The sequence below is a fragment of the Alteraurantiacibacter aquimixticola genome, from assembly GCF_004965515.1.
GTDB lineage: Bacteria > Pseudomonadota > Alphaproteobacteria > Sphingomonadales > Sphingomonadaceae > Alteraurantiacibacter > Alteraurantiacibacter aquimixticola.
Window position 1 is genome coordinate 847,353 of record NZ_SSHH01000002.1, and the last position, 14,908, is coordinate 862,260.

7 protein-coding genes are annotated in these 14,908 nt (G+C 62.3%); 2 read left to right on the plus strand and 5 right to left on the minus strand.

Features of this window, described 5'->3' with window-relative positions; all coding sequences use genetic code 11:
• The first annotated feature begins 122 nt into the window (after positions 1 to 122).
• On the plus strand, positions 123 to 1,532 hold the full coding sequence (locus E5222_RS10610; protein WP_136693712.1) for a helix-turn-helix domain-containing protein: 1,410 nt from the start codon (positions 123 to 125) through the stop codon (positions 1,530 to 1,532).
• An 86-nt stretch (positions 1,533 to 1,618) separates the two neighbouring features.
• Here E5222_RS10610 and E5222_RS10615 read toward each other — a convergent pair whose 3' ends face one another.
• Positions 1,619 to 3,754, minus strand: a complete 2,136-nt coding sequence (locus E5222_RS10615; RefSeq protein ID WP_136693713.1) for a tetratricopeptide repeat-containing sulfotransferase family protein — start codon at positions 3,752 to 3,754, stop codon at positions 1,619 to 1,621.
• 92 nt (positions 3,755 to 3,846) lie between these two features.
• Positions 3,847 to 9,042 carry an autotransporter domain-containing protein gene (locus tag E5222_RS16880; RefSeq protein WP_342773179.1) on the minus strand — a complete coding sequence of 1,732 codons (5,196 nt, stop codon included), beginning with the start codon at positions 9,040 to 9,042 and terminating at the stop codon, positions 3,847 to 3,849.
• Between the two features lie 894 nt (positions 9,043 to 9,936).
• On the opposite strand from E5222_RS16880, the gene E5222_RS10625 reads away from it, so the two are divergent.
• Complete coding sequence (locus tag E5222_RS10625) at positions 9,937 to 10,332, plus strand: hypothetical protein (RefSeq protein WP_136693715.1); 396 nt, start codon at positions 9,937 to 9,939, stop codon at positions 10,330 to 10,332.
• A 262-nt stretch (positions 10,333 to 10,594) separates the two neighbouring features.
• Here the strand turns inward: E5222_RS10625 and E5222_RS10630 are convergent, their stop codons facing one another.
• The 3 genes from E5222_RS10630 to E5222_RS10640 are packed head-to-tail and all read right to left on the minus strand — an operon-like array spanning position 10,595 to position 14,882.
• Positions 10,595 to 11,491, minus strand: a complete 897-nt coding sequence (locus tag E5222_RS10630) for a porin family protein (RefSeq protein WP_136693716.1) — start codon at positions 11,489 to 11,491, stop codon at positions 10,595 to 10,597.
• Positions 11,488 to 13,302, minus strand: coding sequence for a glycosyltransferase family 2 protein (locus E5222_RS10635; RefSeq protein WP_136693717.1), 1,815 nt, complete (start codon positions 13,300 to 13,302; stop codon positions 11,488 to 11,490). Before E5222_RS10635 ends, E5222_RS10630 begins: the two co-directional genes overlap by 4 nt.
• Complete coding sequence (locus tag E5222_RS10640; RefSeq protein ID WP_136693718.1) at positions 13,299 to 14,882, minus strand: cellulose biosynthesis cyclic di-GMP-binding regulatory protein BcsB; 1,584 nt, start codon at positions 14,880 to 14,882, stop codon at positions 13,299 to 13,301. The genes E5222_RS10635 and E5222_RS10640 overlap by 4 nt, the downstream gene beginning before the upstream one ends.
• Positions 14,883 to 14,908: the final 26 nt, after the last annotated feature.

Genomic DNA, 14,908 nt, shown 5'->3' on the forward strand with positions numbered 1-14,908 from the left:
ACCTTTTCGCACCGGAGCCCTGCGCGCGGAATGGCGCCTGGTGTAATGTTGTCAAACTTTACAATTATTGGTTGTAATGTTGTAAGGAGGTTCACGAACGCCGATTGACGAGGGAGATTCCCATGGCGCGCAAGGCGCTCTATCTTGGCCCCCGCCTCAAGGCGATGCGGCGCGAATTGGGTCTGACACAGGCGAATATGGCCGCCGACCTGGAGATTTCGCCATCCTATATCGCGCTGATGGAGCGCAACCAGCGGCCCGTCACAGCCGAGCTGCTGATGAAGCTGGCGACCACCTATGACGTGGACATCGCGGATCTTGCCTCCTCCGACGGTGACGAACTGGCGTCACGGCTGCAGGGTGTCATGAATGACCCTCTCTTTGCCGATATCGACCTGCCCACACTCGACCAGGCCGATATCGCCAACAGTTTCCCCGGTATGGCGGAGGCGATGATCCGCCTGCACACCGCCTTCAGCGAAGAGCGGATGGCGCTGGCCGATCGCGCGGCGGAAGGTACCGTTGCAAGCACGGACGGCCCCGCCGATCCTGTGGCAGAAGCGCGCGCCTTCCTGGCCGCGCGTCGCAATTTCTTCCCCACGCTGGAGGACAGCGCCGGCGTACTGGCGCGCAAGGTCGCATCGCTCGTCGATATGGAAGCGCGGATCGCGGAAAAGCACGGGCTGGAGGTCCGCTATTCAGACGCGAAGCTGCTCGCCGGAGCGGTGCGCTGGTACGATTTTCACCGCGGCCGCATCACAATCGGCGAATGGCTCGATCATTCAGGCAGGCGCTTCCAGCTTGGCCTGCAACTGGCCTTGCTCGAGCAGGGCGGCGCGATAGAAGCACTGCTCGACCAAGGGCGCTTCGCCAGCGAAGATGCGCGGGCGCTGGTCCTGCGCGGGCTGCAGGCCTATTGGGCCGCTGCGCTGCTGATGCCTTATGATGCCTTCCGCAAGGCGGCCATCGAGTTGCGCTATGACGTGGAGCTCCTCGCTGCGCGCTTCTCGGTCAGCTTCGAACAGGCCGCGCATCGCCTCACCACCCTGCAGAAGCCGGGCGCGGAGGGCGTACCCTTCTTCTTCCTCCGCGTGGACCAAGCGGGCAATGTCTCCAAGCGGCTCGATGGAGCGGGCTTCCCTTTCGCCCGCCATGCCGGCGGCTGCCCGCTGTGGAACATCCACACTGTCTTCGCCACGCCAGGCGAACCACAGGCGCAGCTGATCTCCCTGCCCGACGGTGAGCATTTCCTGTCGGTGGTGCGTACGGTCACGGCTGGTCCACGCGCCTTTGGTGCGCCCAATGCGATGCGCGCCATTGCGCTGGTCTGCTCGGCCGATCGCATGGGCGAACTGGTCTATGGCGATGCCCTGACCGACAGAGAGCCGACGCCTATCGGCATTTCCTGCCGCATCTGCCACCGGCCGAATTGCGTCGCGCGCTCCGCCCCGCCGATCGGGCGCGAGCTGCTGCCTGCGCGTTTCCGCGATAGCGGCATGCCCTTCGCCTTTTCCGGCGATGTGGGCAGCTAAGGCACTCGCTAGATAGCCGGACAAGAAAACGGCCGCGCAGGATACCTTTCCGCGCGGCCGCCTTGTTGTCTCAGAGGACCGTTACGCTATCCGACGATATCGATCAGCGGCTTCAGCCCATTGCCATATTTGCGCCAGCGTTCGACGGCCGTCTTGTAGATCGGCTTACGTACCTGCGCGACGCTGGCCGTCTTCACCGGGCGTTTCGAAGTGTGGAATTCCAGACATGCAGGATCCCATTCCAGCCCGATGAAATCGATGATCTCGCGGGCCTTCGCCTCGGTATCGGCAACAACGTCCTCATACTGCACAGTCATCATCGCGCCCTTGGGCAGGACCTTCTGCCAATGGTCCATCAGGGCTGCATAGCGCTGGTAGTATTGGCCCAGCTCGCCGAGATCATAGCTGTGCGGCATGTCGTCCTTGAACAGCTTGGTGAAGGCCGACAGGCAGGTGTCCACCGGGTTGCGCCGCGTGTTGATGATCTTGGCGTTGGGATACAGGATGTTGATCAGGCCACAGAAGAAGTAGTTCGTCAGCAGCTTGTCGGTCACCCGCGAGCAATTGCCCGCTCCTTGCGAAATGGCCTTGAGATAAGTGTCTGCAAGCAAGGCATATTGCCGCTCGTCCATCTCACCCATGATCGCGGGATATGCGGAGAGAGAAGGGAAACGGTCGCGCAGCTGGTGCACGGCCTTGCTGAAATGCTTCACCTCGCCCGCGCCATGGACCTCGGGATGGGCCGAGATGATCTGCTCCGCCAGCGTGGAGCCTGAACGCGGCATGCCGACGATAAAGACCGGGCGATCGATGTCGTTACCGGCAAAGGGGCGGTTCTTGAACAGCTTGGCCGGAAAGGCCTTCTTGATATCGTCGAAGAACTTGGCCGATTCCGCCTCATCATAGGCGAGCTGCTCGCGCTTCATCTTGCCGCCGGAAATGTAGTATTTCAGCGCCTCGGCCTTCTTGCCGTTGTCATCCAGCGCCTTGGCATAGGCGTAATAAAGCGGGATGTTGCGTTCGGGTGTTTCGGGATCGATATCCTTCATCAGTTCCTGGAGCTTCTCGTAGAGCTCCTTCTCCTCGGAGAAGTCGACGAGATCGTTCAGCGTGGAATAGCTACCGTAATTGTTCGGCTCGAGCTCGATCGCCTTGCGCAATTGGTCCCGCGCCTCGTCGAGGCGGCCGACCGACTTCAGGGTGACACCATAGAAGTTGCGCAGTTCGGGATTTTCGGGCGACAGCTCAACTGCTCTTTCCATCAGCTTGACCGCGGCATCGAAATGGTCGCGCTCATGGGCCAGCTGGGCGAGCACGTGCCGCGCCTCCGCGTTGTCCGCATCGTCATGCAGCACCATCTTGCAGGCCTTCTCGACCGCTTCGTGGTTACCGCGCTTGAGCTGGATGCGGGCGGTGAGTAGCAATGACTTGGAGTTGCGCGGTTCGATCTTCAGCGCCTCGGTCATCTGCCGCAGAGCTTCAACATCCTGTCCCTCGATATGCAGCAGCGTGGCCAGGTTGTTGTAGGCGTCGATGTAATTCGGCTTCTGCTGGATCGCCTTTCGGATCGCATGTTCGGCCTGGTCGACCTTGCGCTCTTCACGCAAAAGCGTGCCAAGGTTGTTATATGCCTCGGGATAGGTCTCGCGGATGGCGAGCGCTTCCTGATAGGCCTTGCGCGCCTCGTCACGCTCATCGATCAGGCGCAGCGCATTGCCGAGATTGTTGTAAGCTTCGGCAAAAGAGGGATTGAACTTCAGCGCCTTGCGATAGAGCCCGGTCGCCTCCTCATATTCCTTGTTCTCGTAATGGACGATGCCAAGGTTGTTGAGCGCCTGCGGGTTGTCCGGATTGAGCTTGAGCGAAATCTCAAGCGCCTTGCGCGCTTCCTCCAGGTCACCGCCCATCCGCAGGATTTCGCCGAGATTGGAATGGTAATTGGCATTGCGGGGCGACAGTTCGATCGCCTTGCGGAGGCTGGCGATCCCTTCGTCGCGCTTGCCCAGGGCGTTGAGAACCACGCCGAGGATATTGTGCGCATCGGCCAGAGACGGCTTGTGCTGGATGATCTGGCGGCAGACCCGTTCGGCCTGCTGAAATTGACCCCGTCCATACAGCTTGCCGGCCATGTCCAGCGCCTGCGGCTCGGTCATCTTCTGCGAGCCCTTCTGGACCCGCTTGATCATTTCCTCGGTCGCTTCGGTCTTGTTCTTCAGTGCCATTCCAGATCCATTAGCGAAAAATTTCAGGTCATCAAAAGCAATAAAGGGGAGGATTGCTCCTCCCCTTTATCAGTTTCGGTCTGGGCCCGGTCTTAGTTGCCGGAGCCGGGGCCGTAGGTGATTTCCACGCGGCGGTTCTGCAGCTCGCGCACACCGTCGGCGGTCGGCACGCGGGGCATGCTTTCGCCGAAGGCTTCGCTCGAGATGCGGGCCTGGGGGATACCACGTTCGGTCAGGTAACCCTGGACCGATTCGTTACGACGCTCGGACAGGCCGATATTGTAGGTCACCGTACCGGAGCGGTCGGCGTGGCCTGCCAGCATGATCGCTGCCGAGCCGCAATCACCGTAGGCGGTGATCGCCGAGTCCAGAACCGTGGCCGCTTCCGGCGTGATGTCCGACTGATCCCAGTCGAAGAACACGATGTACGGACCCTCGTTGCACACTGCCTGCGGAGGCGGCGGCGGCGGGGGCGGAGGCGGCGGGGGCGGCGGGGGAGGCGGCGGCGGCGGCGGAGGCGGAGGCGGCGCGGCCGCTTCACGTCCACCGAAGGTGTAGGTCAGGCTACCGTAGATAGCGTGATCCTCAACCTGGTCGTTGTAACGACCCTGATAGCCGAGCCGGCCGGTGATCTGTTCACCCAGCAGAGCCGCGAGGCTCAGGCCCGCAACCAGCGACCCACGATCCGTTTCCGGAGCATAGACGCGGAAGTTGCTGCCCGCCGGTGCACCGATGAAGCTCGCGAGAACCGAGAACGGCTCATCATCGAGGTCGTAACGATACGCGACCTTCGCTTCCGGAATGATGCTGCCCATGGTGCCGGCGAACTTGATACCACCCAGCAGGGCCGTCTGATCGAAGCCCTGGTCACCCAGCGCCAGGTTGGCGCCCGGCAGGCCGGTCTCATCGAAGGCATCGTAGTTCACATCGGTGTAGTCGATCGCGACGAACGGCGTGAACCATGCGCTGCCACCGAAGCCCAGGCGGGCACCGATTTCACCGTAAAGCGAGGTGATGTCGGCATCGGGCGATGCGGTGATCGTGCCCACGGTGTTGGCAAAGTTCACTTGACGGATCGCATCGGCCGACATGTCGGAGATGCTGCCGATGGCACGGACGTAGTAGTCACCCGTATCATAAGCGGCCAGACCACCGATCTGCCAACCGTCACCTTCGATCTCCGAACCGTAGCGGTCGAATTCGGTTTCCATCTCGCGATAGCCACCGAACAGGCCGACGGTGAACTGACCGAAGGTATAATCGACACCAGCCAGCAGACTCAGACCCTTACCGTCGTAACCGGCGGCATTGATGTCCGTATCGACCTCGACGTCGTTATAGGTGCCGTGTGCCCACAGACGGACTTCGCCGTCGCGCTCACCGCACTTCTGGACGCCCTCGATCGAGATCGCACAATCGATCTGGTCGGAGATCAGCGAGTTCACCTGCATGCTGTTGTTACGCAGGCTCTGCATGTAGCTCGCATAGTCAGCACCAGTCAGCTGGTCGATCGCGCCGATATAGCCTGCCGCATCGAGCGTGAACAGGTCAGCCACCATGGCGGCATAGGGGCCGGTCATGGTCGGCGAGTAGGTCCGCTCGATATCGGTAGCCACGGCAGTCTGGTTGACCGTCATGCCAGGCAGCGAGTTGAACGCCAGACGCTGGATCGTCAGGTCGACATTGTCCGCATTGTCGTAGGTCGCCGAGGCAACCAGGAACGGCGTGGGCGAGTCAACCGCAACCGAACCGAAGGTACCGGTCAGGTCTTCCGCATCGATGATGTCTTGCGCGGTGTAGATTTCCACGAAGAGACCGCTTTCCGACATCGGACGGACCAGCAGGGTCGCGTCCGTAATGTCTGCCGTGTTGGCGAAGACCTGCGGGTAGGTACCAACCAGCGTGGGGCTAGCCGGAACCTGCATCGCAAGCGTACCGCCGGGCGCGACGAGGAAGTCATCGACGTAGACCTGCGACGGACCCGAGTAGTTCGGGCTCGTCGGATCGGTCAGCATGTAGAACGTGCCGCCATCGAGAATCTCGAGCACACCGATCATGGCACCAGCGGTTCCCGGATTGACCGTACCGTCGAAGGCGGTCTCACCATCGAAGACGCTGATGGTGTCAGGCTCTTCGGCACCATTGTCCGACAGGAGAATGTTACCGTAGATCGACCCGCCATTGGTCAGGTTGATCTGCACCGGTTCGGGCGCCGTAGTGACATCGATCGCAGTGCCCCAGGTCGTCGTTGCACCGCCATCGGTGCTAACGCCGGCGAAGATGGTGCCGCCGTCATTATTGATGACCATCGAGTCAGCCGGATCGAGTGCCAAGATCGAGACCGGACCCGGCCCTGGCACCATCAATACTCCCGGTGCGGTGACCAGGATACCGGTAGCGGACGAGTCACCGTCAACCGTCGTGGCCATGACATTGATCGTGCCGCTGTTCGTGACCGTGGTACCCGTGGTCTCGTAGCTTTCCACGAGGACACCAATGGCGGAAGCGACATCAGCCGTACCGCCGGTCGCGACGGCTGCAACGTTGAGCGTACCGCTGTTCGCCACCGTGCCGTTCAGGCTGGGCACGGCCTCAGCCGTAGCCGAAGGCGAACCGTTGGAGTCGTAGATCGAGATGCCGCGAGCAAGGGCCACGCCACCGCCCGATGCAACCGCAGTCACGTCCATCGTGCCCGAGTTGGAGGCATCGAAGGGCGAGCTGCCGTAGTCATCAAGATGATAGCCGCCAGCCATGACGTAGAGGTCCACCGGCGCCGGAGGCGCAGACACGCTCGTGCCGACAACCGGATCATCGAAGGTCGTCGTACCCGTCGCAGTGACCGAGAAGTCCCCGGTATTGCTGAAAGTGCTCGAACCTTCCGAAGTGATGCTGTTGTACTGGTAGACGCCCTGGGCGCGTGCAGTAACATCACCTTCACCTGCAACGGCACTGGCATCCGCGGAAACGCTGAAGGAGCCGTCATTGACGAAGGTCGCCGAAAGGTCGTCCTCTCCAACATCCTGCCCCACACCAAGCGCAGAAGCATAGGCCACGGCGATTTCATCTTGGGTGGCCGTAGCCGAACCGCTGACAGTCATCGAACCGGAGTTCGTGAACTCCACGGCAACGCCATAGCCATCCTGGTATGCGCCAGCGACTTCCGCGAAGGCAAACGCGAAAGGCGGGGCCATTATCGTGGTCGTGCCGGTCGGGAGGGCACCCGAAGCCGATGCCGAGCCGGTAACGCTGATCGATCCGGCATTGGTCACCGATGCAAGAGCGGCACCGTCGGGGGCCGACGCATACTGCTCAATACCAGTCAGGCCAACATCGGCCTCGCCAAACACGCCACCATCGGCGGTCGCGCTTCCGGTAAGTGCAAGGGAGCCGTCATTCTGCAGCACTGCGGAAGCGTCGCCAGCTTCGGAATATGCGTACTGATCGACAAGAGTAGCATTGGCGATCGCAACACCGACCATCTCAGAGGCTTCGGCAGTAGCACTGAGATTGACATCGATGACGCCGCTCGAGGCGTTCGTCACGTTCGCCGATGCAATACCACCAACGGCCGATGTCGTAGCACTGGTGGAACCATAGGCAAACACATCCTGATCGATGATCGCGCCACCCGAAGAGAAGAACGAACTTCCAGCCAGAGCCTGGGCGCTGGCACCGGAAGCGGTAGTCGCACCGGTTACGGCGATCGCCCCAGCATTGTTGACGCCTGCCGAGGCGTTGCCGCCATTACTGGCATAGGCATCCTGTTCGACGACAAGGTCGACGTCAGCCTCACCCAAGGCAATGGTGTCCGACACAGCATCGGCGCTGGCAACAACGTCCAGGCTGCCATTATTGGCAAAGTCGGCCGAAGCGTCACCGCCATTGGCGGTCTGCGCATACTGACGGACAACATCAATATCCGCTTCGCCCCGGGCGTAGTCCGCGGAAGAAGAGGTATTGTGTGCCGTCACCGCGGCAGTGGCCATAACGCTCATGGCGCCGTCATTGGTTACATTAGCCGCAGCAGAGCCGTCGACGGAGAATGCATACTGGTCGACAACGTGAACGGAGGCATCGGCCTCTCCGACGAAGGAGAAGGAGGCACTGGTTCCACCTGCGAGCGCATTGGCATCGGCAGTAACCGAAAGCACACCCTCAGACGCATTGGCGAAGGAAACCGAAGCATCGCCCGATTCAAGCGAACTGGCGGGGTATGCATTCGCATTCTGCTCTACGACACGGCCCACATAGGCAAACGCCGCGCCGGAACCGGCACCTTCTGCGTTAGCGGATGAAAGGACGTCGATGAGGCCACCATTGACGACAGCGGCCGTAGCATCACCGCCGCCATTGGTATTGGCTGACTGAAAAACGCCATTGAACAGCCTGCTGTCGGCATATGCATCACCATCGGTCGCCTCAGCGGAGGCGGCGGAATGCAAGTTGATCGTGCCGGAATTGTCCACCTGCACGGTCGCATCACCACCCTGGTTGCCTTGCGCAACCTGCCAGATGGCCGAACCCTGGACCGCCAAGGCATCGGCAGTACCAGTCCCCAGAGCGGTGACGTCGACACCGACGTCCACCGTGCCCGTAGCGCTGTTGGTAAAGACGACAGAGGCAATGCCGGGCGCGCCTTCAGACGCGGTCAGCGTGCTCAGCCCGACATTGGCATAACCAGCGATCCCGCGATACAGGTCAGCCTCGCCTTCCGCTTCCGTACCCGCAGCCGACGCATTGGCCATGACGTCGATCGTAGCATCATTGGTGATAGCGGCAGTAGCATCGCCGCCGTCTACGGCGCTCGCATAGCCATAGATGCCATCAGTAACATTGACATCTGCAATGGCCTCTCCGGTCGGCGTAGGCTCATCCCCCTCAGAGGCGGGCGGAGCAACGGCCGCAGCATCAGCCGTAGCGGAAACCACGATCGAATTCGAGTTGGCAACCGAAGAGATGGCATCGGCGCCGGCATAGCCATAGGCCTGCTGGCTGATGCCATCGACACGGGCCTGAGCATTTGCCCCGCTCGACGCGCCATCCGCATCGGCCAAAGCAGTCACCGACAGCACACCGTCATTGGTCGCAGTGACCGAAGCAGTGTTACCCTCGCCGCTAGCGCCCGCACTCATGTAGGCACCTTGCACGATGTCAGCATAAGCCTGTCCGGTGTCACCTGCACCCACGGCAGTGGCGGAAATCGAAAGAACGCCATCAACCGAATTGGTAAGGCTGGCTGTCGCGGAACCGTCAGCGGCACCAGCACCGATCAGCAAGCCGTTCTGCATGGAAGCATAGCCCCAGCCACTTTCCGTGGCGCCGGCATTGGCGTCAACCGCGACCGACAGCGTGGAGGTGTTGGCCACGGTCGCCACAGCATCACCAAGAACCTCAACACTGGCCCCAACAGAGATGCCATTGCCGAGATACGCAGAAGCATAGGCCGAGCCATCGGTTGCCACGGCATCGGCTTCCGCCAGCACGGACAGAGCACCATCATTGGCGAGCGTGGCATTTGCCTCGCCCTCGTCCGAAGAAGCGTTAATGATAATGCCGTCGCTGATTTGCGCGTAAGCGGCGGAATCTTCACCGGTGGTGTTAGCACGCGCCGAAACAGCCAAGGCCCCGGTTGCCGTATTCGCAAGCGTCACATTGGCATTACCAACCGCATCCGCAGACTGGACTACACCCTGGCTGACATATGCATTGGCAGTGCCCGAAGCGGCATTGGCAATCGCGTTGATTTCGAGGTTGCCGGTATTGTCCAGCAGCAGATCGGCGTCCGAAGTCGCGATACCGGTCTGGCGCAGGCCAGCGTCGGAATCGATCGCGGCATTTGCCCCACCGTTGGTGCCGGTGGCGATCGCCTGCACAGCGACCGAACCTTCATTGAAGAGGGTGATATTGGCATCGCCTTCACCGGTGGCAGTGCCGGTGGCATTTGCGCTCTGGAGCACTTGGCCGGTCGGGACAGAGATGACATTCGCGGTAGCGGTAGCCCCCTCATCCGTAACACCAAATTCGAAGTCATTGTCCACCTGACTGATGGTCAGCGTGGCGTTGATGTCCGCATTGGTGTTTACCTGGTCGATGCCGGGCTCTGTCTGGCCAATGGCCGGAACGGCGACTGCCAAGGCAATCGCCGAAACGCCTATAGTTAGAGCGCCTTTCGAATTCCTCACGTGAATTACCTCCTCAAACAAAAGCTTGTTTGGGGCGGTAATTGCCGAATCTGCAACGCCGGTCAACCCGCGAACAATGTGTTCCACATCCGGACAAAGAGGTTTTCGGACCTAAAGCCGCAAGCAGGTCAAAAACCTAACATGCTCTTTACTATTGCCAGCGCTCAACAGGTCCGTTTTGCCGATGGCAAAAAGTGCCACTTTTGCATCCTGCAAAAGCAAAGCGGGAACTGGCCCGAACGATGTTTTTCGATCCCGGAGGCGATTTTTGTCGCGCAATTGGCCAAACAGGCTCCACCGAGGGGAGCACGCAATCGACATGTCGCATTCATACAAGCTGCCTGTCGCATTCATACAAGAATTGCCAATTCCGGCGTGGCCGCATGGGTCCTTTGACAAGGTGTTCACAAGCTCAACGCCAAGGGCCGCCGCGAGCCCACGGGAATGCTGCGCGGCAAACGCCATATTCAGTGGGGTGATGCGACAATGCAACACATTCTGGCCAATTGCACGAGCATAGAATATTCAGTCAAAAAGAGGTCATGAACGGCGCGGACCGGCGCACGTCGTTAACCTTTCGGCAAGCGCCAATCGCGCGATTACGAGAGAAGGCAGCGTTTCGCGGTATTTGCAGGATCGCCGCCGTGCCGCGACGCACTCACAAAGCGGCACGCAGTCCCCCACGGCCAGTCACGCCCGAGAAATCGCGCACCGGGATGTTGGAGGGATTGCCGACATAGCCCGCTTCTCCGAACAGTTGCAGGCCCGGGGCTACGCCCGCTTCAACGCCCGCGCTCAGCTGGATGCGCTCATCCTCACGCTCGACCGGGAACTGCGCGCTAAACGGTGCCTTGTAGTCGCGGACCACCCAGGATGCCCGGCCATAGAGTGCGAGATTGTCAGAGAATTCGAACCGCCCGGTCAGCCGCGCGCCATAGCCGCTGTAGCTGAACCGCTCCGCCTCGGCATCGTGCTCCAGCCAGATCAGCGAGCCATTGAAGGCGGCGCGCCCGCCGCCCGGCCGCCAGTTGTGCCGCAGCTCGACCAGCAGCTCGTCCTGGTCGAAGCCCGTGAAGCGCTCCTCGCTCTGGTTACGATAGCCGTAGCGTATGCGGGCTGTCGTGGCATGTTCGCGACTGTGGCGGCGGATCAGCTGGACCTCACCCTCCACGCGGTCGAACACGCGCCCGTCCTCTCCGAAGACGTAATCGTAGCCAGCTCCCAGGCGCAGGCTCGTGCGTCCGTCAGATGACAGGCGGATGTCATGACGCAGCGCCGCGCCGATCGTGTGACGATCGAAGCGCCCGTCGACAGGATAGATCTCCGTCCCCGCCCCGACCACGATGCGCGTGTCGCCAATGGAATAGGTCACCAACGCATTGGCGCCCAGGACGCCCTCGATGCGGTCCTGCGCAATGCCGCTCTCGACGACGTCGGGCGGGACGACATCGGCCCCTCCGAAGACCTCCAGGGTAAGCTCCGCCGGATCATCCTGTGGCCGCGCCTGAGCCGGGGCGAGCAATGCCAGCAGGCCAGCGATCCACCGCGTCCTCATGCCACCCGCTCCATCATCTCGCTATAGCGCCGTGACCGGCGCGAAATCTGGATCGAGAGAACCGATTCCAGCGTGTACCAGGAACGCAGCGCACGGAAGGCAAGGTATTCGGGCATCGCCAGCAGCGCAGCCGGGTGGCGGTTGAGCAGGATCGCCCCGACAGCCACCAGCGCAGGCGCGCCCACCAGCACGGCGATGATCGATTGCCACACCAGTACATTGTCCGTGCCGCTGGCGGTGAGCAGTTGCAGCAGGCCGAAGAACAGGATCGGCACCATCATCGCCCGGCGACCGGAATTGAGCAGCATATAAGGCAGGACGAGCTTTCCCCTGATAGTGGTCGAATTGGACAGGATCGCCGAACGCCCGCGCGCCGATACGTGATAGACCGAGCGGAACCAGCGCATGCGCTGTTCGCGCATATGGGCGAAGGTGGCGGGCACCTCCGAAACATAGCTGACGCGATAGTCGACGATGCAGTGATAGCCGAGCTCGGAAATGCGGAAGGACATGTCTGTATCCTCGCCATTCATGCCGGTTGCGATGCGGCCTGCCTTGCGCAGCGCCTCAGCGCGGTAGATGGCGAACATGCCGGGCACGCCGATCAGGCCCCAGAAAGCGCTGAGCGCGGGCGAGTAATAGCCGTGCTTGACCAGCACTTCGACCAGCCGCGCGCGATCGAACATCCCGCCGCCGGGCGGCAGGGGAACGCCGCCGACCACGCCGATATGCGGTTCGTGGAAGTTCTGCACGGCAAGCCTGATATTGTCCGGTCCGATCTGCGTGTCGGCATCGATGCGCAGGACCAGCGCGTGCTTCGCCTCCTCGATCCCGCGATTGAGCGCATGCGCCTTGCCCGGGCGGGGGACGGCGACCACCCTCCCCGTGATTGCGCTCCCCTCGGCAATCGCCGTGCGCGCGATTTCGGCGGTGTCATCGCTTGAATTGTTGTCGAGCACGATCAGCTCCACTTCTGCGGCAAATTGCTGCGCTGCCTCGTCGATGTGGCGAATGGTCTCGGCAATGATCGGAGCCTCGTTATGCGCCGGCACGATCACGCTGATCGGCTCGGCGTGGCCGCTGGCCGCCGATAGGCGCCGCTCGAGAAGGCCGATGATATAGAGCTGCAGGAAGAAGGTCGGCAGGAACAGCAGGATGCCCGGCCCGATGCCGCCCAGCAGGGTCAGCTCGCGCATGCCTTCGATCAGGCGCCAGTCCTGCAAGCCGACATATGCAGAAGCGGCCCCGGCCGTGGTCGCGACTGCCACGATGCGCAACAGCATGCGCAGATTGTGCTGCTCGCCCGTCTCCACCGGCTTGGTGGGCGGCATGACCCCGCGCTGTACCAGCATCAACGAAAACAAGCCGAACCCGATCAGCCCGGCCAGGATCTGCACGAAAGTGAGCGGATAGGGCGAACCGAACAGCACCAGGAACAGCGTGTTGGCGACATCGAGCAGCGCGCAGATGGTGAGGAAAAGGAAAACCAGCTCCAGCGCGAACAGTGCGCGCGCCGTGGCCGAGCCCGAGCCGTAGATCGAATAGGCGACGTAGAAGGAGACGATATAGGTCCTCACCGCAATCGAATGCTCGCCAACATAGGGCGTGAAGACATAGTCGCGCTGGGGGAACAGCCAGTCGAGACTGCCGGTGCTGAACACCGCCAGCTGGATCAGCGCCAGGATGCAGAAGGTGAGCAAGAGAGCCGGCGCGCGCAGGCGCGAAACCGGCGCCGAAAGGCCGCGCGGCTGGCTGTCGACGGACCGGAAATTGACCGTTTGCCGCGTATCGATGTCGTGCGACGGGCTCACGGGGCTGACTGACCCGTCTGTAGCTGCGGCCCGGCCAAGGCAGATGGAAGCGTGACCAGCAGCGCAAGGGCTGGCGGCTGGCCCAGCGGCGGGTTGTCGAGCCGCCGCGCGATCACAGTGCCGTTGCTACCAGCTTCAAGATAGACCAGCCATTGCCGGCCCGTGGCATCGCCACCAGAGGACACAGTGGCGGATACATCGGCGCCGGAAAGGATGTGCACGCGCGCCTCCCCGCCGCTCGCTGCAGCGACCCAGTCCGCCGCGCCCACCCGCGCCAGCAGGCGGGCTGCGGCTTCGGCGTCGACGGCGGTCAGCTCATCCACCTCCAGCGTGATCTGCCCAGCTTCACTCAGCGCCCGGCGCAATTGCAGCAGCGGTCCCAAGTCACCCTCCGCCGCTGGCCGCAGCCGCAGCACGGTCTCGGGGAGGAGTTCGGCACTTGACGGAGCAACCTCACCGCAACGCTGGGTCGCGCCGTCATCGGCGGACAGGGTAATGTCGAGCGTATTGTCCCAGCCATGAAGTCCCGCCGGGATAACGATCGACTGATTGATCCGCTCCATGTCGCCGGGCACCCGGCGCGACAGGAGCAGGCGGTCGTTCAGCGTCACCGTCAAGTCGCGGTCCATGCCGCCGCGCGCGGGGCTGGCGAGCAGGCGCAGGTCGAGCGCGGAGGTAACCATGCCTTCGGGCAGCTCGCCATCGTTGTAGCTGTAACGCCAGTTGATACGGCGACCGAACCGGCGCACTCCCCTGTTGGCCGGGTCGCTGGTCAAGACCACGGGTGCGTCCGCCGGGAAGGCGAAGAGGCGGTTTGTGCCGGCCTGTCCTGCCAGATTGTCCAGCTCTTCCCCGGCAAGGCCGCTTTCGACGAAGAGCGGCCGATAGCCCTTGCCAAACAATATGGCTGCCTGATGGATGCGGCTGGTCCGCTCCCCATCCGCCATTCCTGCCGACCATTCGACCGGCACGCGCCCGCCCCACAGCGCCAGCCGGTCACCCACCGATGTCGGCTCGCCCGTGAGCCTCAGGCGCAGGCCCGTGGCCGGCTCGATCTCAACCACCGCCGCGATGGAGTCATCGCTCGAACATTCCGCGATCACGCCCCTGCCCTGCAGGCTGACGCCGATATCGAGCACCGAAGAAGCGAGGTCCTGCGCCGTCAGCCCGATCACCAGCTCGCCCGTCGCCGAGCCTTCTCGCAACAGGTACTCCGCGCGGCGCGAGCCGTTGACCGTGACCCGCAATGCGCCTTCGACCCCGTCCGCCACGCGCGAGGAGAAACCTAGTTCCAGCGCCCCTGAAACGGGCCGCTGCTCGCTCGGCATGTGGAAGGTCATATTGGCGAAGGACGGCAAGCCGGAAAGGATGATCGGGCCATCCACGCTGGCGGGCGCGGCGAAGACGTCGCGGCCGCTGGTGTCGAAACTATCGGCCGCCGCCCGGTCCTGATCCTGGTACTCCTGTGCCTCTTCGCCCGTCACGCGCTGCCAGGCATCGTCGAACGCGCCGCGCTGGCCGAGTACCACCAGTGTCCCGATCAGCAGCAGTGCCAGCAGGCCGATTCCGATTATGCGCATCTGTGCCCCCTAATTTCGCGCCGCCG

Excerpts from the sequence above, each read along its gene's own strand:
- E5222_RS10630 (WP_136693716.1), bottom strand. The coding sequence starts at position 11,491 with ATGAGGACGCGGTGGATCGCTGGCCTGCTGGCATTGCTCGCCCCGGCT.
- E5222_RS10640 (WP_136693718.1), bottom strand. The coding sequence starts at position 14,882 with ATGCGCATAATCGGAATCGGCCTGCTGGCACTGCTGCTGATCGGGACA.
- E5222_RS10615 (WP_136693713.1), bottom strand. The coding sequence starts at position 3,754 with ATGGCACTGAAGAACAAGACCGAAGCGACCGAGGAAATGATCAAGCGG.
- E5222_RS16880 (WP_342773179.1), bottom strand. The coding sequence starts at position 9,042 with ATGCAGAACGGCTTGCTGATCGGTGCTGGTGCCGCTGACGGTTCCGCG.
- E5222_RS10610 (WP_136693712.1), top strand. The coding sequence starts at position 123 with ATGGCGCGCAAGGCGCTCTATCTTGGCCCCCGCCTCAAGGCGATGCGG.